Here is an 18795-nt window from a genome sequence, read left to right on the forward strand (position 1 = left end):
GCGGGATGCCGGGCATGACGCGCACGGCAGGCCGGGAATGACGCGCACGCACGCCGGGTTGCGACAAGGGATGAGTACCGCAGCCGCACCCGCCCTGTCCGTCCTCGACCTGGTGCCGGTGCGCACCGGTCAGACCAGCGCGCAGGCGGTCGCGGCATCCCTCGACCTCGTCGCGCACGCCGACGCGCTCGGCCTGCGCCGCTACTGGTTCGCCGAGCACCACAACATGCCGGCGGTCGCCTCGACCACTCCCCCGGTGCTGGCCGCGGCCGCCGCCGCGCGCACACGCCGGATCCGGATCGGGTCGGGCGGTGTGATGCTGCCCAACCACTCGCCGCTCGTGGTGGCCGAGCAGTTCGCCGCGCTCGAGGCGCTGGCGCCGGGCCGGGTCGACCTCGGCATCGGCCGGGCGCCGGGCAGCGACCCGGTTATCACGCAACTGCTGCGGATGTCGGGGACCACGAGTGACGTGGAGCGGTTCCCCGAGCACGTGCGCGACATCGCCCGCCTCGTGGGGGCGGAGGGCGCGACGGTTCAGTTCACCAGCGGCGGCACGTACGATGTGCGCGCGACCCCGGCCGCCACCGGCGCCCCAGAGATCTGGCTGCTCGGCTCGAGTGACTACTCGGCGCAGCTCGCGGCATCCCTCGGCCTTCCGTACGTGTTCGCGAACCACTTTTCCGGCGACGGCCTCGAGCGCGCCCTCGACCTGTACCGGAGCCAGTACCGGCCGAGCGACCGGCATCCCGAGCCACGCACGTTCCTCACCGCGAATGCGGTGGCCGCCCCCACGGCGGCCGAGGCCGCGGAGCGGGCGCTGCCGCAGCTGCGCAGCATGGCGCGGCTGCGCACGAACCAGCCGCTGCGGCCGCTGGAGACCGTCGAGCAGGCGCAGTCGGCGCCGATGGACGGGATGGCGCAGACGATCATGGACGGCATGCGCGCGAAGTGGTTCATCGGCACTGGCGCCGACGTCGCCGCCACGGTGCGGGAGTTCGCGGTCCGGTGGGGCGTGGACGAGGTGATGCTCTCGCCGATCGCGGGCGCGTACGACGGTGAGCCGATGGATGCCGCGCCCGGCCGCGTGCAGACGCTCGACCTGCTCGCCGGCGCGCTCGTCGGCTGAGTCGCCTCGGCCGAGCCGAGGGGATCGGCCGGCGCGAGGATCGCGCCGGCCGCAAAGGCCCTCGCCTCGGCCGATCTCCTCGCGTGGGCCGGCTGACACAACACCAGCCGATCGGCGCCGAACACCGACCGATCGGGGGATCCGGCACGCGGGCACGGCGGCGACGCTGGAGTGATGACACAGACCCTCCCCTCCGCCGCCGCACGCGAGGCCGTGCGCGCCGCGTTCCGCCCCGTCATCCTGCTCGTTTCCGGGTTCCTCGCCGTCAGCACGGGGATGCTCATCTTCCTCGCCGGCGCGTCGGCCGCCGGCGCGGGCTTCGAGGGCGCCATCTGGATCCGCTGCTCGCTCGTGCTGGGCAGCGCGACAGTCGTGCTCCTTTTCGCGGTCCGCGCCGCCCGCGGGTCGCGCCCCGCATGGACGCGACTGCGCATCGTCAGCGCCGCCGTCGTGGTCGCCATCGTCGTCATCGTGTCGATTCCCGGCTTCCTGCCGGACTGGGTCCGCGCCGAGCAGGCCCTGTGCGGCGTCCTGCTCCTGCCCGCGGCGATCCTCGTGAATCTGCCGCGCACCCGCGCGCTGTTCGCCGTCCGGGCGTAGGGTCGGCACGTGATCGACCCGCGCTGGCGGACCACGCTCGCCGTCGCCCCGTATATCGTGCTCGGGATGCTGACGGCGTTCGCGGTCCTCGCGGAATGGGGCGCGTGGGCGCGGCTGGCGCCGGCGCTCATCCTGTGCACCGCGTACGGGCTGAACATCCTCGTGATGCGGACGCTCCCGTTCGCGTGGCGCGACCGCCCCGCGGCGGTGGCGGCGTTCATGACCGTGGCGATAGCGCTGAACCTCGCGCTCGTGCTGCGCAACGGCACGTTCGGCTTCCTGGCGATAGCGACGTTCTCGTTCGCGTACTCGATCGTGGCGTGGCCGTGGGAGCTGCTGGCGGTGGCGGGCACGGCGGCGGTGGCCGGTCTCGCGCAGAGCTCCTCGTTCGGGCACGACGTCGCCGGTATCGGCGGCAGGATCGCGGTGATCCTGCTCAACATCGCGGTCATGTGCGGGATGTCGTTCGGCCTGCTCCTGGCCGAGCGCAGCGTGCAACGGGATGCCGTCGAGCACGAGCGGGCGCGCCTGGCCGGAGAGATCCACGACACCCTCGCTCAGGGGTTCACCGGCATCATCACGCAGCTGCAGGCCGCGGAGCAGGCCACCGACGATGACCTGCGCCGCCGCCACACCGACGCCGCACTGGCGCTCGCCCGCGACGGTCTTGCCGAGGCGCGGCGCTCGATGCAGGATCTGCGCCCGCTCGTCCTGCATGGCACCTCGTTGCCCGACGCGCTGACGAACGTCGCCGGGAGTTGGTCGGCGCGCACCGGGATCCCCGCGACCGTGACGACATCCGGCACCGCCCCGGCCCTGTCCACGGCGACCGAGGTGGCCCTGCTGCGCACCGCGCAGGAGGCGCTGGCAAACGTCGAACGGCACGCGGCCGCGCACCGGGTCACGCTCACCCTGCGGATGGATGCCGCCCGCATCCGCCTGGACGTGCGCGACGACGGCCGCGGCTTCGACTTCGTCGACAGCCTGCGGCATCCGTCCGACGGCACCGGCGGGTTCGGGCTGACCGCGATGCGCAACCGCCTCGCATCGGCGGCCGGCGAGCTCGTCATCGAGTCGCGGCCCGGGCACGGGACCGTTGTGCGCGCAGAGGTCCCCGCGTGAGCCCGGTCACCTTGCTCGTGGTCGATGACCACCCCGTCGTGCGCGACGGCATCGTCGGCATGGTCGCCTCCGCCGACGACATCGAGGTGGTCGGTGAGGCGGCCAACGGGGCCGAAGCCGTCGCCCTGGCCCAGGTGCTCGACCCCGACGTCGTGCTGATGGACCTGCGGATGCCGCGGATGGACGGCGTCGCCGCCGTCCGCGAGTTCGTGCGACTGCGCCTGCGCAGCCGAATCGTCGTGCTGACGACGTTCGACGCCGACGCCGACGTCCTCCCCGCGATCACCGCCGGGGCCACCGGGTACCTCCTGAAGGACGCGCCGCGTGACGAGCTGCTGCGCGCTGTCCGCGCCGCGGCGCAAGGCGGCACGGTGCTCGCACCCTCGGTCGCGTCCCGCCTCGTGCACCGGGTGCGCACACGCGACGAGGACCTCCTCACCCCACGCGAGCTCGAGATCCTCGCCCTGGTCGCGGACGGCGCCACGAACGGCGCCGCCGGCAGGGCCCTGCACCTGAGCGAGGCGACCGTGAAGACGCACCTGCTGAGCGTCTACACCAAGCTCGGCGTCGGCGATCGCGCCGCCGCTGTGGCCGAGGGCTTCCGCCGCGGCCTCCTGGACGGCTGACACGCTCCTTCGAAAGGCATCCCCATGCGCTCTTCGCTCTTCACGACGCAGACGACGTCCGACGGCGTCATCGAACATGACTTCTCGATCGGTGACGTCCCGGGCGTGCTCTGGGCCCCGCCGGCACCGCCCGCCGGGACGCCGCTGCTGCTGCTCGGTCACGGCGGCGGCCTGCACAAGCGTTCGCCCGGGCTCGTCGGCCGGGCGCGCGACGCCGTGCTTCGCGACGGGTTCATCGTCGCGGCGATCGACGCGCCGGGGCACGGCGACCGGCCGCGGAACGCCCAGGACCGGCGATGGGTGGACGAGATGCTGGCCGACCGCGCGGCCGGCCGCTCGATGGCGGCCACGATCACCGCATACAACGCGTCGCTCGCGGAACGGGCCGTGCCGGAGTGGCAGGCCACGATCGACGCGCTCACGGCACTGCCGGAGATCGGGCCGGACGCGCCCATCGGGTTCTCCGGGATGACCCTGGCCAGCGCGATCGGGATGCCGCTGGTGGTGGCCGATCGCCGCATCACCGCGGCGATCTTCGGCGGGGTATTCGTCTACGACGCGCTGATCGCCGCCGCGCGGCGGATCACGATCCCGATCGAGTTCCTGCTGCCGTGGGATGACCCCGAGATCAGCCGCGCGTCCGGGATCGGCCTGTTCGACGCGTTCGCGTCCGAGGACAAGACGCTGCACGCGTTCCCCGGCAGCCACTTCACGGTGCCGGTCGACCGCATCGACACGCGCTTCTTCGCCCGGCAGCTGATCCGGTAGCCGGCACCGGCGGCCTGAACGGTCAGTCTTCGGGGGCGCCGGAGATGAGCCCGCGCAGCCAGTCGCGCGCCTCCACGAACACGTCGTCCGCGTACCGGTCCGGGTAGTGCACAATCGCTCGGTCGGCGCGCGGGTACGACCCGAGGAACACGACATTGGGGCTGAAGCGGCGCAGCCCGAGCAGCGCGTCGGCCATCCGCTCGTCGAAGACGTGCCCGTCCGCGTCGATCACGAACCGGTAGCGTCCCAGTTCGTCGCCGATCGGGCGGGAGGCCAGCAGCGACAGGTTGATGCCCCGGGTCGCGAACTGCTCGAGCATGTCCAGCAGCGCGCCGGGGTGGTCGCCGGGCAGCTCGACGATCAGGGACGTCTTGTCAGCACCGGTGGGCGAGGGCGGTGCCACGGTGCGGCCGACCAGGACGAACCGGGTCACCGCGTTCGGGTTGTCACCGATGTCCTCGGCGAGCAGTTCGAGCTCGTGGTGGTCGAGGATCCCGGGCGGCGCTATCGCAGCATCCGCGTTCGTGGTCCCGTCCAGCATCTCGATCGCCGCCGCGACGTTGCTGGACGCGGGCAGGTGCGCGTGCGCAGGCAGGTGCGCCCCGAGCCACTGGAGGCACTGGGCGTAGGCGACGGGGTGGGCGGCGACGAGCGCGACATCCTCGAGCCTTGTGCCGGGAACGGCGACCAGCACGAACCGCACCGGGACGAGGTATTCGCCGATGATCCGCAGCCCCGGGATCGTCGCGAGCGCGTCCTGCGTCGTGGTCACGCCGCCGTCGACCGAGTTCTCGATCGCGATCATCGCGGCATCCGACCGGCCCTCGACGACGTCGGCGAGCGCCTCCGGAACGTTGCGCACGGGGTGCCAGATCTGGCCTCGCGCCTCGGGCACCTGCGCGAGTGCCGCCTCGGTGAACGTCCCCGCGGGGCCCAGATAGCTGTACGTGCGGCGGTCGGGCGGGGCGGCGGGCTCGGTCACGCGCTCAGCCTACTCGGCGGGTGATCCGGACGTCCCTCCCGGTGTCGCCCCCGCGCACAAGCAGGCAGACTGGGGGCATGAGTCGCGCAGGACAGCCCGCCGCCGAATCCGACCTCATCGACATCGACGAGGTCATCAACGCGTATTACGACCTCAAACCGGATGCCGCCGAGCCCCGCCAGCGGGTGGTGTTCGGCACGAGCGGGCACCGCGGGTCATCCCTGTCCCGCAGCTTCAACGAGGACCACATCCTCGCCACCACCCAGGCGATCGTCGACTACCGCAACGCGCAGGGCATCGCCGGCCCGCTGTTCCTCGGCCGCGACACGCACGGCCTGTCCCGGCCCGCCGAGCGCACCGCGATCGAGGTGCTGGTCGCGAACGGCGTCGACGTGCGCATCGACTCCCGCGACTCGTGGGTGCCCACCCCGGCGCTGAGCCATGCCATCCTCACGTACAACCGGGGGCGGGATGCCGACGACCCGGCGCGTGCGGACGGCATCGTCGTCACCCCCAGCCACAATCCCCCTGCCGACGGCGGCTTCAAGTACAACCCGCCCTCGGGCGGACCCGCGGACACCGACGCCACCGGGTGGATCGCCGACCGCGCGAACGCGCTGATCGCGAGCGGCCTGGACGAGGTGCGGCGCACCCGGTTCGCCGACATCGACTCGGGGATCCTGGACCGGTACGACTTCCGGCGCGCGTATGTCGCCGACCTCGGGGCGATCATCGACGTGGAGGCGATCCGCTCCGCCGGCATCCGCATCGGCGCCGACCCGCTGGGCGGGGCATCCGTGGACTACTGGGCGTTGATCGGCGAGATGTACGAGCTCGACCTGACCGTCGTGAACCCCGAGGTCGACCCCACGTGGCGGTTCATGACGCTGGACTGGGACGAGAAGATCCGGATGGACCCGTCGTCGCCGTCGGCGATGGCGGCCCTGGTCGCACGGCGCAGCGAATTCGACATCCTCACCGGCAACGACGCGGACGCCGACCGGCACGGGGTCGTGACCCCGGACGCGGGCCTGATGAACCCCAACCACTACCTCGCCGTCGCGATCGACTATCTGTACGCGCATCGGCCGGAGTGGCCGGACCGAGCTGCGGTCGGCAAGACGCTTGTGTCGTCGATGATCATCGACCGGGTCGCGGCGCGGCTGGATCGGCACCTGCTGGAGGTGCCGGTCGGCTTCAAGTGGTTCGTGCCGGGCCTGCTGGACGGATCGGTCGCGTTCGGCGGCGAGGAGTCGGCCGGCGCGTCATTCCTGCGCAGGGACGGCTCGGTGTGGACGACCGACAAGGACGGCATCCTGCTCTGCCTCCTGGCGGCGGAGATCCTCGCGGTGACCGGGAAGACGCCGTCGCAGCGGTACGCGGAGCTGGAGGCCGAGTTCGGCGCCTCCGCGTACCAGCGGGTGGACGCGCCGGCCACGCCCGCGCAGAAGGCTGCGCTCGGCCGCCTCTCCCCCGACGACGTCACCGCCACGACCCTGGCCGGCGAGCCGATCACCGCGAAGCTGTCGCGCGCACCCGGCAACGGTGCCCCGATCGGCGGGCTGAAGGTGCAGACCGAGCACGCGTGGTTCGCCGCGCGCCCGTCGGGTACCGAGGACGTCTACAAGCTGTATGCCGAGTCGCTGAAGGGCGCGGAGCACCTGCGTCTCGTGCAGGCGGAGGCGCGCGCGGTCATCGCCGCGGCGCTGGGCGGCTGAGCGCGCCCCGCCCCGCGCGCCGCGCGCCCCGCCGAACCCACTCCCTGTTGCCGAACCCACCCGCTATCGGCGATGGGTTCGGCGCTGGAGGGTGGGTTCGGGGCGATGCGCGGCGAGCGTCCGCCCCGCAGCGCGCAGCCAGCGGCCGGGGTCGGCGCGGGATGCGTCCGCGCTGCCGGCGAGGTCGGCCAGTGAGATGACCTCGGCGAAGGCGGAGGTGTCGGCATCCGACGCCACCCGCCCCGCGACCAGCGCGACCGGCACGCCGGCGGCATGAGCGAGCGCGGCGACGTGCGCGGGTGCCTTGCCCGCGGCGGACTGGCCGTCGTACGAGCCTTCCCCGGTGACGACGAGGGATGCCGCGGCCACGGCATCGCCCAGTCCGATCAACGCCGCGACCTCGGCCGACCCCGCCGCCACGCGCGCGCCCCACGCCTGCAACGCGAAGCCGGTTCCCCCTGCGGCGCCGGCTCCCGCGGCGGCGGGATCAGCGGCGGGAAGCGCCGCGGCGAGCGCCGCCGCGTAGTGCGCGAGCGCGGCATCCACGCCCGGGATGTCGCCGGACGCGAAACCCTTCTGCGGCCCGAACACGGCCGCGGCCCCGGTCGGGCCGAGCAGCGGGGTGCGCACGTCCGACAGCACGACGGCGGCGCCGGGCGGGAGAGCCCGCAGACCGGAGACATCCACGGTCTGGATCGCGGCGAGTCCGCGCGCACCCGGGGCGACGGTCCGGCCGGTCGCGTCGAGGAACCGCGCGCCCAGCGCCGCCAGCATCCCCGCCCCGCCGTCCGTCGACGCGCTGGATCCGATGCCGAGGATGAGCCGGGTCACGCCCCCCTCGAGCGCCGCGGCGATCGCCTGCCCGAACCCGGTCGTGTGCGCATCCCACGGCACCCGGTCGTCGCCGAGCAGTTCGATGCCGCTCGTGGAGGCCAGCTCGACGACACCGGTGCCGCCGGTCGCGTCCACCGTCGGCGGCAGCCGCAGCCACGCGGTGCCGTGCGCGCGCCCGTCCGGACCGGCGACGGTCAGCGGCATCCGCCGGGCGTCCGGCACCGCGGCGGCGAACGCGACGAGCGTGCCCTCGCCGCCGTCGGCCATCGGCCGCGCGACGATCACGACGTCCGGGTCGACGTCCCGCCAGCCCGCGGCCAGCGCGGCGCACGCATCCGCGGCCGTGATCGAGCCCTTGAAACTGTCGGGGGCCAGCACCACGGTGGTCACAGCGCGAGTCTAGGGCGGTGCGTCCGCGCGGCTCGACCCCGGCAGAATGGAAAGCGTCCGCGATCAGAGGAGTGACATGACCTGGCTTGTGACCGGTGGAGCCGGCTATATCGGCGCACACATCGTCCGCGCCCTCGCCGCCGCCGGAATCGAGCCCGTCGTGGTCGACGACCTGTCCAGCGGGCACGCGGCGTTCGTCCCCGACGGCGTCGCGTTCGTGCGCGGGTCGATCCTCGACCGCGAGCTGCTCGAGCGGACGCTGCGCGAGCACGCGGTGCAGGGCGTCATCCACGTCGCCGGGTTCAAGTACGCCGGGGTGTCGGTGCAGCGCCCGCTGCACACGTACGCGCAGAACGTCGAGGGCACGCGCGTCGTGCTCGAGGCGATGGCGGCGGCGGATGTCGCGAACCTCGTGTTCTCGTCGTCGGCGGCCGTGTACGGCACCCCGGATGTCGCCCTCGTGACCGAGGACACCGGGAAGCATCCCACCTCGCCGTACGGGCAGTCCAAGCTCATCGGCGAATGGCTGATCGCCGACCAGGGGGTCGCGACGGCCGGAGCCGCGCATCCGCTGCGGCACACGTCGCTGCGCTACTTCAACGTCGTCGGATCCGGCGACCCGACGGTGTACGACACGAGCCCGCACAACCTGTTCCCGCTCGTGTTCGAGGCGCTGCTCGAGGGGCGCGTGCCGAGGATCTTCGGCGACGATTACGCAACCCCCGACGGCACGAACCTGCGCGACTACGTGCACGTCGCCGACATCGCCGCCGCGCACGTGGTGGCCGCGCAGCGGCTGTCCGGCGGGGAGCCGATCGAGCCCGCGTACAACCTGGGCTCGCAGAACGGGCTCAGCGTGCGGGAGATCATGGACGCGATGGCCCGCGTCACCGGCATTCCGTTCACGCCCGAGGTCGCACCGCGCCGCCCCGGCGACCCCGACCGCATCGTCGCCACCGGCGAACTCGCCGCCCGCGACCTCGACTGGGCGAACCGATACACCGTCGACGAGATGGTGCGCAGCGGGTGGGAGGCGCGGCGGGCCGTCGCCTGACGGGTGGCCCGAGCGTGGGCCCATGAGTGGCGGCCCCGCCGGTTGACGGTCGCCCACGGAACGGGGGGAGAACCCGGCGGGCGTCGAGTGACGGCCGGTCGGGCCCCGTGTCGGCGTTCGTCTGAGACACGCCGCGATCCCGACGACCGCCCCGGCGTGGCGGGCAAGATCTCCGACGCCGGGCACGCCGGGTCGGCGAGCACGCCGAGCACGCCGAGTCAGCGAGCACGCCGGGCACGCCGGGTCAGCGGGGCGAGGGCCCCGTGCTCTCCCGCACGACAAGCCGCGCGGGGATCGTCTCGGGCGCCGGCCGGGCCGCGCCCTCGATGCCCGACACGAGCACGTCCACGGCGCGGGTGCCGAGCGCGGTGAAGTCCTGCCGCACCGTGGTCAGCGGCGGACGGTAGTCCGCGGCATCCTCCACGTCGTCGAAGCCGACCACGCTGACGTCGTCGGGCACGCCGCGCCCTGCGTCGGCGAGAGCCCGCAGCAGCCCGAGCGCCATCTGGTCGTTCGCCGCGAACACCGCAGTCACCGACGGATCGGCGGCGAGCAGCCCGCCGATGCGGTGGCCGGATGTCGCGGTCCAGTCGCCGCGCAGCGGCTCGGGCGCCACGGCTCCGGCATCGGCGAGCGCCGCGCGCCAGCCGCGGTCGCGCTCGTCGGCCGAGAACGAGCCGCGCGGCCCCGCGACATGGTGCACGGTCGCGTGGCCCAGCCCGAGCAGATGCGCCGTGGCCGCCCGCGCGCCCGCCGCGTGCGCGGTCTGCACGATCGCGAAGCCGACGGGACCGCCCGCGTCGGGCGCGTCGACCACGACCAGCCGCAGATCCGCAGGAACGTCGGCGCCGCGGAGGAGCGCCGTGGCCTCGTTGAGCACTATCGCGCCGTCGACGCCTTGATCGCGCAGCCGCTCGAAGGCCGCGCCGATCGGCGCGCCCGTGGCGAGCGAGGTTTCGCCGCCGAGCGTGACGACGGTGAGTGCATAACCGCGTGCGGCCGCGGCATCGGCCACCGCCTGCAGCATCCGCGAGTTGCCGACGGTCGCGAGCGATGACACCACCAGGCCGATCGTCTGCGAGCGGCCGGTGCGCAGGGCGCGCGCGGCGCGGTGCGGCCGGTAGCCGAGATGCTGCATGGCCGCCTCCACGCGTGCCCGCGTGACGGGGTCGACGCGCGGGCTGGCATTGACGACCCGCGACACGGTCTGGCCGGAGACGCCGGCCAGCGCCGCGACATCCGCCATCGACACGCGCCGCCCCGTCGTCTCCACCGCGCCCCCCATCTCCTGTCCGCGCCGCCTCGTGCAGAACTCCGCCGATCGCACGTGTGTTGACGATAACACAGGCGCTTGCTACCGTGTGATCGTCAACACGGAGGAGTTCCGCACATGCCCCTGGACATTCCCGGCGCCCCGGTGACCCTCGGCGCGGGCGTGGTCAAGCGCGCCACGCGTCTGGCCGACGGTCGCGAGCTCATCTACTACGACGACCCGGATACGACACTCGGCCCGGTCCGCGCCGCCGACACCCGCCCACTCGACGCGCGCCCCGAGACCGCGACGATGCGGCTGGATGTCCTCACCGGTGACTGGATCTCCGTGGCCGCCGCGCGACAGCACCGCGCGTTCCTGCCACCGGCGGAGCTCGACCCGCTCGCGCCGCAGTCGGCGACGAACCCGTCCGAGGTGCCGTCGCAATACGACGTCGCGGTGTTCGAGAACCGCTCGCCGTCGTTCGGCCCCGCTCTGGCCAAGCCTCATGGCGAGGCACCCGGCGCCGTGGACCCGCCCGAGGGTCTCGCCGACCTTGCGACCCTCAGCCTCGGCCGCGAGCGCACGAGCGTCGGCCGCTGCGAAGTCGTGTGCTTCAGCCCCGACACCACCGGGTCGTTCGGCACCCAGACCGTCACGCGCGCCCGCACCGTGATCGAGGCGTGGGCCGACCGCACCGCGGCGCTGTCGGCGCTGCCGGGCGTCGAGCAGGTGTTCCCGTTCGAGAACCGCGGCGAGGCGATCGGAGTGACCCTGGGCCACCCGCACGGCCAGATCTACGCGTACCCATACCTGACGCCGCGCACGCAGCGGACGCTCGGCAGCATCGACCGCACCTCCCCCGCGCTGTTCCAGGACATCCTCGACTTCGAGCGCGCGGGGCACCGCATAGTGCTCGAGGGCCTGCGGTGGACGGCGTTCGTTCCGTTCGCCGCCCGCTGGCCGCTCGAGGTGCACCTCATGCCGCACCGCCACGTGGCCGATTTCGCGCAGACGACGGATGCCGAGCGCGACGAGCTCGCGCGCCTGTACCTGTTGCTGCTGCGCGGCGTCGACGCTCTGTACGACACGCCCACCCCGTACATCGCCGCCTGGCACCAGGCGCCCGTGCACGTCGCGCGCGACGCGTACCGCCTGCACCTGGAGCTGACCAGCCCGCGGCGCGCGGCCGACAAGCTGAAGTACCTCGCGGGATCGGAGGCGGCGATGGGCGCCTGGATCGGCGACATCCCGCCCGAGACGTCCGCGGCGCGCCTGCGCGCGGCGCTCGAGGGAGTGTCCCTGTGACGGCGAGGGATGCCGCGGCGGCTCTGTTCGCGAGCATGACGGATCGGCCGGCGGCCGGTTCCTGGTCGGCGCCCGGGCGCGTGAACCTGGTCGGCGAGCACACCGACTACAACGACGGCTTCGTGCTGCCGTTCGCGATCGCGCATCGCACCCACGCCGTCGTCGGCCGGCGCGACGACGCCCGCATCCGGGTCGCGTCGACGTTCGCGGACGCACCGGTGGAGGTCACGCTCGACGAGCTCGAGGCCCTCTTCCCGAGCGAAGGCGCCCCGCGCGTCGCGGAGTGGGCCGCGTACCCGCTGGGCGTCGCCTGGGCGCTGCGCCACGCGGCCACCGCGCCGCCTGTCGGCGTAGACATCGCGATCGCGTCCGACGTGCCGGTCGGGGCGGGGCTGTCGTCGTCGGCCGCGATCGAGGGGGCCGTGGCATCCGCCCTCACCGACGTGTGGGGGCTGGGGCTCGACCCGGTCGCCCTCGCCCGTGTCGGCCGCCGTGCCGAGAATGAGGCCGTGGGCGCCCCGACCGGGATCATGGACCAGATGGCGTCGATGCTGGGCCGCGCGGATGCCGCGATCTTCCTGGACTGCCGGTCACTGCACGCCGAGGTCGTGGATCTGGGGTTCGCGGCCGCGGGGCTGGAGGTCGTCGTGATCGACACCGGCGTCACGCATGCGCACGCCACCGGCGGGTACCGCGACCGACGGGAGGCGTGCGAGCGGGGTGCGGACACGATGGGCGTGCGCGCGCTCCGCGACCTGTCGGTGGCGGACCTCCCGCGCGCCGAGCAGGCGCTGGATGCCGAGACGTTCCGCCGCGTGCGCCATGTCGTGACCGAGAACCAGCGGGTCCTCGATGCCGTGCGGATGCTGCACGCGCACGGCTCTGCCCAGATCGGTCCGTTGCTGGACTCGTCGCACGCCTCGTTGCGCGACGACTTCGAGATTTCGACGCCGGAGCTGGACACCGCCGTCGACGCCGCGCGCGCCGCCGGCGCGATCGGCGCGCGGATGACCGGCGGCGGGTTCGGCGGCGCCGCGATAGCGCTGACTCCGCACGACTGTGTCGACGCGGTGCGCGATGGCGCATCCGCGGCGTTCGTCTCCGCCGGCTATCCCGCCCCGCACGTGTTCACCGTCACGCCGTCCGAAGGCGCCCGCCGCGACGCGTGACGTCCCGCTTCCGGCCCCCCTTGCGCGAGGCATCCCCCAACTCCGCGAGGCATCCCTCAACTTCGCGAGACATCCCTCAACTCCGCGAGACATCCCTCAAGTGCGCGAGGCATCCCTCACGCGCCACCGCTGCCTCGCGCGTTTCGGGGCTGCCTCGCGAGTTTCGGGGCTGTCTCGCGAGTTTCGGGGCTGCCTCGCGGTTCGCTGAAACTCGCGCCGCGCGCCTACTTCGCGGCGATTACGACGCTCGCGTCCGGCATCCGCGTCCGCATCACCGCTATCGCCTCGGCGTTGTCGTCGACGAGCACGGCGTGCCGGCCGAGGGATGCCGCGACCGCGCCGGTGGTGCCGCTGCCGGCGAACAGGTCCAGCACGGTGTCGCCTTCGCGGGTCGATGCCTGCACGATCCGGCGCAGGATGCCGGCGGGCTTCTGCGTCGGGTAGCCGGTCTTCTCGCGCCCGGTCGTCGGCACTATCGTGTGCCACCAGACATCGGTCGGCAGCTTGCCGCGTGCGGCCTTCTCGGGGGTGACCAGTCCCGGTGCCATGTACGGCTCGCGGTCCACGGCGGTCGAGTCGAACCAGTACCGCTTCGGGTCCTTCACGTACACGAGGATCGTGTCATGCTTGGCCGGCCAGCGGCGCCGGGACTTCGCGCCATAGTCGTACGCCCACACGATCTCGTTGAGGAACCGCTCGCGGCCGAACAGTGCATCCATCAGCACTTTCGCGTAGTGGGCCTCGCGGTAGTCGAGGTGCAGATACAGCGTGCCGTCGTCGGCCAGCAGCCGCCACGCCTCGCGCAGCCGCGGCTCCAGGAATCCCCAGTAATCGTCGAACCGGTCGTCGTACGCGCGCAGGTCGCCGCGCAGCCGCTCGTACTCGCGCCCGTGGAACCCGCGACGCACGATCCGCGGCTCGTCGACAGGTCCGTCCGGGTCGGGGACGGGGTCCCGGGATGCCGCCGTCCGCGCGGTCTCCACAGAGCGCTGCCGCACCCGGCCGGTGTTGAACGGCGGGTCGAGGTAGACGAGCGTGAACGACGCGTCGGGCAGGGAACGAGCGATGCGGAGGTTGTCGCCGTAGTGGATCTCGACGCTCCCTCGTGGCGCCACGGCGCCCGCGTCCACGGGGTCGACCGCGGTCATGGCACGCGGTGCAGCCACGCGTCGGTGGCGAACTTCGACGCCACGAGCGCTTCCGCCTCGAGATATTCCTCTTCGGTGATATGCCCCGTCGTCGCGCCGTACAGGTTCGTGAAAGTGTCGAGGAAGCGCTCGATGATGGCCTCGCGCGGCAGGCCGGTCTGGCTGCGCAGCGGGTCGACGCGCTTGGCCGCCGACACGGTGCCCTTGTCGCTGAGCTTTTCGCGGCCGATCCGGAGCACCTCGGTCATCACCTGGCCGTCCATGTCGTAGCTGAGCGTGGCGTGGTGCAGGACGCCCCCGTTGGCGAGCCGCTTCTGGGCGGCACCGCCGATCTTGCCGCTGGGCCCGGCGATGTCGTTGAGCGGCTGGTACACGGCGTCGATGCCCAGGGAGCGCAGCGCCTGCAGCACCCAGTCGTCGAGGAACGCGTACGAGTCGGCGAACGTCATCCCGGCGACGAGGGATGCCGGCACGTACAGCGAATACGTGACGATCGAGTTCGCGCCCATCATCATGGCCCCGCCGCCGGAGATCCGCCGCACGACGTCGTATCCGTGCATGCGCGCCCCGTCGGGGTCGACCTCGTTGCGCAGCGACTGGAACGAGCCGATCACGACGGCCGATTCGTTCCACTCCCACATCCGCAGCGACGGATTGCGCCGGCCGTCGCCGACACGGGTGGTGAGCACTTCGTCGAGAGCGAGGTTCATGCGCGGCGACACGGGCTTCTCGTGCAGGATCTCCCAGGAGAAATCCCGCCAGCCCGGAGCCGTCACGAGCGCCCGGCGCACGGCGGTGCCCACCGATTCCGGAGTGAAGCCGAGCAGCTGCGCGCCTTCGGGGAGTGCGGAGCGGACCGCGGCGGCGATGGCCGCGACATCCGCGGTCTCTGGCAGCCCGGTGACGGCGGCGTCGATATCGGCGAGCGCATCGTCGGGTTCGAGGAAGAAGTCCCCCGCGAGATGGAAGTCGGCGATGTGGCCTTCCCGGACGTCGAGGTCGACGACGACGAGTTTTCCTCCGGGGACCTTGTACTCACCGTGCATGCTCCCAGCCTAGGGCCGGTAGTGTAGGGGTCGCGGCCTCGGCCGCTGCGTCGTCGATGCGCGCTCCTGCCAGGGTTCCGGCCCGGTGCAGACCTTCTTCGAACGGCGATCCCGTGCATCCGCACATGCGCCGTCCGGCGCCGCCGCATTCTGCGCACCGACCTGTGTGCGCCCTCCCGAAAGCATCCTGTGACTTCCTTCCTCTCGCTCGGCGTTCCCGAGCCCCTCGCCGCCGTCCTGTCCGCCGAGGGCAAGACCGACGCGTTCCCCATTCAGGCCGACACGCTGCCCGACTCGCTGTCCGGCCGCGACGTGCTCGGCCGCGGCCGGACCGGCAGCGGCAAGACGATCGCGTTCGCGCTTCCGCTGGTGGCGCGGCTCGCGGCGTCCGCTCGTCCACGTCGGGCGGGTCGCCCGCGCGGCCTCGTCTTGGCTCCGACGCGCGAGCTGGCGTCACAGATTGCGGCGACCGTGGCCCCGCTGGCCCAGGCCGTGGGCCTGACGGTGACGACGGTGTTCGGTGGTGTGAGCCAGCGCCCGCAGGAGCAGGTGCTCGGTCGCGGCGTCGACATCGTTGTGGCGTGTCCTGGGCGCTTGGAGGACCTGAAGAAGCAGGGCATCGTCGACCTCGGCGCGATCGAGATCACGGTGCTGGACGAGGCCGACCACATGGCCGACCTCGGGTTCCTGCCCGGTGTGACGCGGATCATGGCGGCGACTCCGGTGGTCGGACAGCGGATGCTGTTCAGCGCGACCCTGGACCGCGGTGTGGACAAGCTCGTGGCCCGGTTCCTGCACGACGCGGTGTCGCATTCGGTGGACGATGCGTCGGTGCCGCAGGGCGTCATGACCCATCGCGTGTTCGTGGTGCCGGACGGCGACGACAAGACAGCGCTCGTGCGTCACCTCGCGTCCGGGCGAGGCCGTCGCATCCTGTTCACCCGCACGAAGCATCAGGCCAAGCGGCTCGCGAAGCAGCTGACCGCGGCCGGCATCCCGGCGGTCGACCTGCACGGCAACCTGTCGCAGAACGCGCGAGAGCGCAACCTCGCCGCGTTCGGCGCGGATCCGGCGGATGGCGGCGTCCGGGTGCTGGTGGCGACGGATGTCGCGGCCCGCGGTGTGCACGTCGACGACGTGGAGCTCGTGGTGCACGTCGACCCGCCAGTGGAGCCCAAGGCGTACCTGCACCGCTCGGGCCGCACGGCCCGCGCGGGGGCCGAGGGCGTCGTCGTCACGGTCACGCTCGACGAGCAGCGCCGCGACGTCACTGATCTGCTGCGCCACGCGAAGCTGACCGCGCCGTTCGAGTCGGTGACGGCCCACGACGAGACGGTGTCGGCGCTGGTCGGGGAGCCTGCGCCGCGGGTCGAGCCGAAGGTCGCTGCGGGAGGGGCTGCCGGTGGTGGCCGCCCTTCGGCGGGCGGCAGTCGCTCCGGAGGCAGTCGCTCCGGTGGCGGTGCTTCGGCCGGTGGCCGGTCGGGCGGTGGTCGCTCCGGCGGCGCTGCGCGGGGGTCGCGCGGCGGGCGATCCGGTGAGCAGGCCGCCCAGCGCGGCGCTTCCGGGGGCCGCTCCGACGGATCGGCGGCGCAGCGTCGCCGCGGCAGCGCGGACGGGTCTGACGCGGGCCGCTCGATGGCTTCAGGCGCGAGCCGGCGGAACGAAGGCAACGGCGGCCGCGCGAGCGAGACCGGCCGCGGATCCGCCGCACGAGGCGGCAAGGGCCGCGCGACGTCCGGCCGGACGCAGTCGCACGCCCCCGCCGCGCAAAGCGGGCGCACCGCGTCGGGCAAGCCGACGATCGGCGCCACCGTGGGCGCCATCCGCGGTTCGCGCCGCGCGTCGCACCCGGGCGGTCGCTGAGCCTCGGCACCGTGTCTCAGAAGATGCGGCCTCTCGCGGCGCTAGGCCGCATCTTCTGAGACACCGCCGGCGGACGTTGCAGAACATGCCGGTTGTCGCAGGGCCAGGGCGCATCTTGTGTGACATCCCCAGCACGGATGCCGCCCATCCCGACGACCCACGCCGCGCGGCGGCGTCGGCTGTCCGCCGGCGTCAGGCGCCGCGAACACCGCGTCGCAGAACGTGCGGCCCGTCGACTCCTTAGTGCGCATCTTCTGCGACACGTCCCGATGAATGTCGCACAACATGTGGATTGCGGCGGTCGCAAACCGCATCTTCTGCGACATCCCGGCCGGAACGGCACACAACGCGCGACCAGGAGCCGGCGCACGCCGCGTGTTCTGCAACACGGACCTGCGCGTCCCGTCTCCTCAGCCGCGCGCCGGGAACCTCGCGTCGAGCCACGCGATCACGTCCGCGCGCACCTCGGCCTGTGCCACCTCGTTGAAAAGCTCGTGCCGCGCGTCCGGATACACCAGCGTCGTGACATCCGTGAACCCCGACCGCGTGCGATACGCCTCCGCGAGCCGGTGCACGCTGCGGGGCCCGCCGACCGGATCGTCCCGTCCGACGATCAGCAACAGCGGGATGTCGCGGCCCAGGTCCTTGCGCGGCCGGCCGAACAGCCGCGCCGCGTCGATGGGCCCGAACAGGCGCAGCAGCGGCGTCGCCACCGTCAACGGATCGGCGACGAACTCCTCCGCGACCCGCAGGTCGGACGAGAGCCACGCCAGGCCCGTGGCATCCGTCGCCTTCCACTTCGCGTTCAGGTCCCCCGCGTTCAGGGCGCCGGGCACCCGCAGCGCGGAGCCGGACAGGATGATCCCGTCGTACGCCTCCGGGTGCGCGTTGACGAGGATCTGGGCAAGGAACGAGCCCCAGGAATGGCCGAGGATCACGAGCGGCAGGTCGGGGTTCTCGTCGCGGATCAGCTGCGTGAAAAGCCACGAGGCGTCGACGGCGGCGCGATGCCCGCCGACGCCGAGCCGGCCGAGGCGGCTCGCGTCGCCGCCGTGCTGCTTCATTCCGGTCCGCCCGTGGCCGCGGTGGTCGTCGGCATAGACCGTGAAACCGTCGGCCGTGAGGGCCTCGATCAGGGCTCGGTAGCGGCCGGCGTGCTCGCCCACACCGTGCAGCAGCTGGATCACCGCCCGCGCCGCGCCCTGCGCGGGGTGCACGTCGTAGACGATGGAGACGCCGTGTGCGTCGGTGAACTCGGGCATGGCGGGAGCCTAGCGAACTCCCCACCCCGAAGGGATTTACTTAGCAAGACTAATAAGCTAGACTAAGCATTAGTATGGTGGAGTCGGCGGATCACACGGAAGTCCTGGATGAGGATGCCTTCGCCGCGCGCGATCTGCGCATGGCGACGTTCCGACTGAGCCGCCGGCTGCGCGCAGAGCGCGCGCTGGACACGATGAGCGATGCGCAGTTCGCGGTCCTGGCCACCCTGCGCGCGCACGGCCCCCACACGCTGGGCGAGCTCGCGGAACGCGAGCGGGTGACGTCTCCCTCGATGAATCGCACCGTGAACTGCCTGGAGGAGGCCGGCTGGGTCACCCGGACGCCCGACGACGTGGACCGGCGCAAGGTCAACATCCAGATCACCGACGCCGGCCGCGACCTGGTCACCGAGACGGTGCGCCGCCGCGACCTGTGGCTCGCGAACGTCGTGGCCGGGCTCTCCCCCGCGCAGCGCCGCACGCTGACCCGCGCCGCCGCGATCATGAGCGAGGTGGCCGCCCGATGA

Annotated in this window: 17 protein-coding genes; 11 read left to right on the forward strand and 6 right to left on the reverse strand. The window is 72.8% G+C overall.

Annotated elements, in window-relative coordinates; genetic code table 11:
* Positions 1 to 70: 70 nt before the first annotated feature.
* From GH740_RS01440 to GH740_RS01460, 5 genes are all read left to right on the forward strand, one after another.
* Positions 71 to 1126 carry an MsnO8 family LLM class oxidoreductase gene (locus GH740_RS01440; protein WP_153744323.1) on the forward strand — a complete coding sequence of 352 codons (1056 nt, stop codon included), beginning with the start codon at positions 71 to 73 and terminating at the stop codon, positions 1124 to 1126.
* 174 nt (positions 1127 to 1300) lie between these two features.
* A complete protein-coding gene (locus GH740_RS01445; RefSeq protein ID WP_153744324.1) occupies positions 1301 to 1726 on the forward strand; it encodes a hypothetical protein in 426 nt (141 codons plus the stop codon).
* A gap of 9 nt (positions 1727 to 1735) precedes the next feature.
* Positions 1736 to 2848: a sensor histidine kinase gene (locus tag GH740_RS14260; protein WP_153744325.1), complete on the forward strand. Its 1113-nt coding sequence runs from the start codon at positions 1736 to 1738 to the stop codon at positions 2846 to 2848.
* On the forward strand, positions 2845 to 3474 hold the full coding sequence (locus GH740_RS01455; RefSeq protein ID WP_367640262.1) for a response regulator: 630 nt from the start codon (positions 2845 to 2847) through the stop codon (positions 3472 to 3474). The genes GH740_RS14260 and GH740_RS01455 overlap by 4 nt, the downstream gene beginning before the upstream one ends.
* Positions 3475 to 3498: 24 nt before the next feature.
* Entirely contained in the window at positions 3499 to 4242 is a 744-nt protein-coding gene (locus GH740_RS01460) for an alpha/beta hydrolase (RefSeq protein ID WP_153744326.1), read from the forward strand.
* 22 nt (positions 4243 to 4264) lie between these two features.
* On the opposite strand, the gene pheA is transcribed toward GH740_RS01460, so the two are convergent.
* Positions 4265 to 5224, reverse strand: coding sequence for a prephenate dehydratase (gene pheA / locus GH740_RS01465; RefSeq protein ID WP_367640264.1), 960 nt, complete (start codon positions 5222 to 5224; stop codon positions 4265 to 4267).
* 77 nt (positions 5225 to 5301) lie between these two features.
* On the opposite strand from pheA, the gene pgm reads away from it, so the two are divergent.
* Complete coding sequence (gene pgm / locus GH740_RS01470; protein WP_153744327.1) at positions 5302 to 6942, forward strand: phosphoglucomutase (alpha-D-glucose-1,6-bisphosphate-dependent); 1641 nt, start codon at positions 5302 to 5304, stop codon at positions 6940 to 6942.
* Between the two features lie 63 nt (positions 6943 to 7005).
* Here pgm and GH740_RS01475 read toward each other — a convergent pair whose 3' ends face one another.
* Entirely contained in the window at positions 7006 to 8166 is a 1161-nt protein-coding gene (locus GH740_RS01475; protein WP_367640267.1) for a glycerate kinase, read from the reverse strand.
* Positions 8167 to 8242: 76 nt separating this feature from the next.
* Here GH740_RS01475 and galE point away from each other — a divergent pair, with 76 nt between their 5' ends.
* Positions 8243 to 9220, forward strand: a complete 978-nt coding sequence (gene galE / locus GH740_RS01480; RefSeq protein WP_153744328.1) for a UDP-glucose 4-epimerase GalE — start codon at positions 8243 to 8245, stop codon at positions 9218 to 9220.
* A gap of 244 nt (positions 9221 to 9464) precedes the next feature.
* Here the strand turns inward: galE and GH740_RS01485 are convergent, their stop codons facing one another.
* Complete coding sequence (locus GH740_RS01485) at positions 9465 to 10466, reverse strand: LacI family DNA-binding transcriptional regulator (RefSeq protein ID WP_153744898.1); 1002 nt, start codon at positions 10464 to 10466, stop codon at positions 9465 to 9467.
* A 144-nt stretch (positions 10467 to 10610) separates the two neighbouring features.
* Here GH740_RS01485 and galT point away from each other — a divergent pair, with 144 nt between their 5' ends.
* Entirely contained in the window at positions 10611 to 11780 is a 1170-nt protein-coding gene (galT, locus tag GH740_RS01490; protein WP_153744329.1) for a galactose-1-phosphate uridylyltransferase, read from the forward strand.
* Positions 11781 to 11815: 35 nt separating this feature from the next.
* On the forward strand, positions 11816 to 12949 hold the full coding sequence (galK, locus tag GH740_RS01495; RefSeq protein WP_153744899.1) for a galactokinase: 1134 nt from the start codon (positions 11816 to 11818) through the stop codon (positions 12947 to 12949).
* 224 nt (positions 12950 to 13173) lie between these two features.
* Here the strand turns inward: galK and GH740_RS01500 are convergent, their stop codons facing one another.
* Both GH740_RS01500 and GH740_RS01505 read right to left on the reverse strand, forming a co-directional pair.
* A complete protein-coding gene (locus tag GH740_RS01500) occupies positions 13174 to 14097 on the reverse strand; it encodes a site-specific DNA-methyltransferase (protein ID WP_153744900.1) in 924 nt (307 codons plus the stop codon).
* Positions 14094 to 15143 (reverse strand): biotin/lipoate A/B protein ligase family protein, encoded by a 1050-nt coding sequence (locus tag GH740_RS01505; protein ID WP_153744330.1) that lies wholly within the window; start codon positions 15141 to 15143, stop codon positions 14094 to 14096. The genes GH740_RS01500 and GH740_RS01505 overlap by 4 nt, the downstream gene beginning before the upstream one ends.
* A gap of 189 nt (positions 15144 to 15332) precedes the next feature.
* Between GH740_RS01505 and GH740_RS01510 the strand changes: the two genes are divergently transcribed.
* On the forward strand, positions 15333 to 17006 hold the full coding sequence (locus tag GH740_RS01510) for a DEAD/DEAH box helicase (RefSeq protein ID WP_367640270.1): 1674 nt from the start codon (positions 15333 to 15335) through the stop codon (positions 17004 to 17006).
* A 410-nt stretch (positions 17007 to 17416) separates the two neighbouring features.
* On the opposite strand, the gene GH740_RS01515 is transcribed toward GH740_RS01510, so the two are convergent.
* Positions 17417 to 18268: an alpha/beta fold hydrolase gene (locus GH740_RS01515; RefSeq protein ID WP_153744332.1), complete on the reverse strand. Its 852-nt coding sequence runs from the start codon at positions 18266 to 18268 to the stop codon at positions 17417 to 17419.
* Positions 18269 to 18342: 74 nt separating this feature from the next.
* On the opposite strand from GH740_RS01515, the gene GH740_RS01520 reads away from it, so the two are divergent.
* Positions 18343 to 18795, forward strand: coding sequence for a MarR family winged helix-turn-helix transcriptional regulator (locus tag GH740_RS01520; protein WP_253941154.1), 453 nt, complete (start codon positions 18343 to 18345; stop codon positions 18793 to 18795).

The organism is Microbacterium sp. SYP-A9085, from assembly GCF_009649635.1.
Taxonomy (GTDB): Bacteria; Actinomycetota; Actinomycetes; order Actinomycetales; family Microbacteriaceae; genus Microbacterium.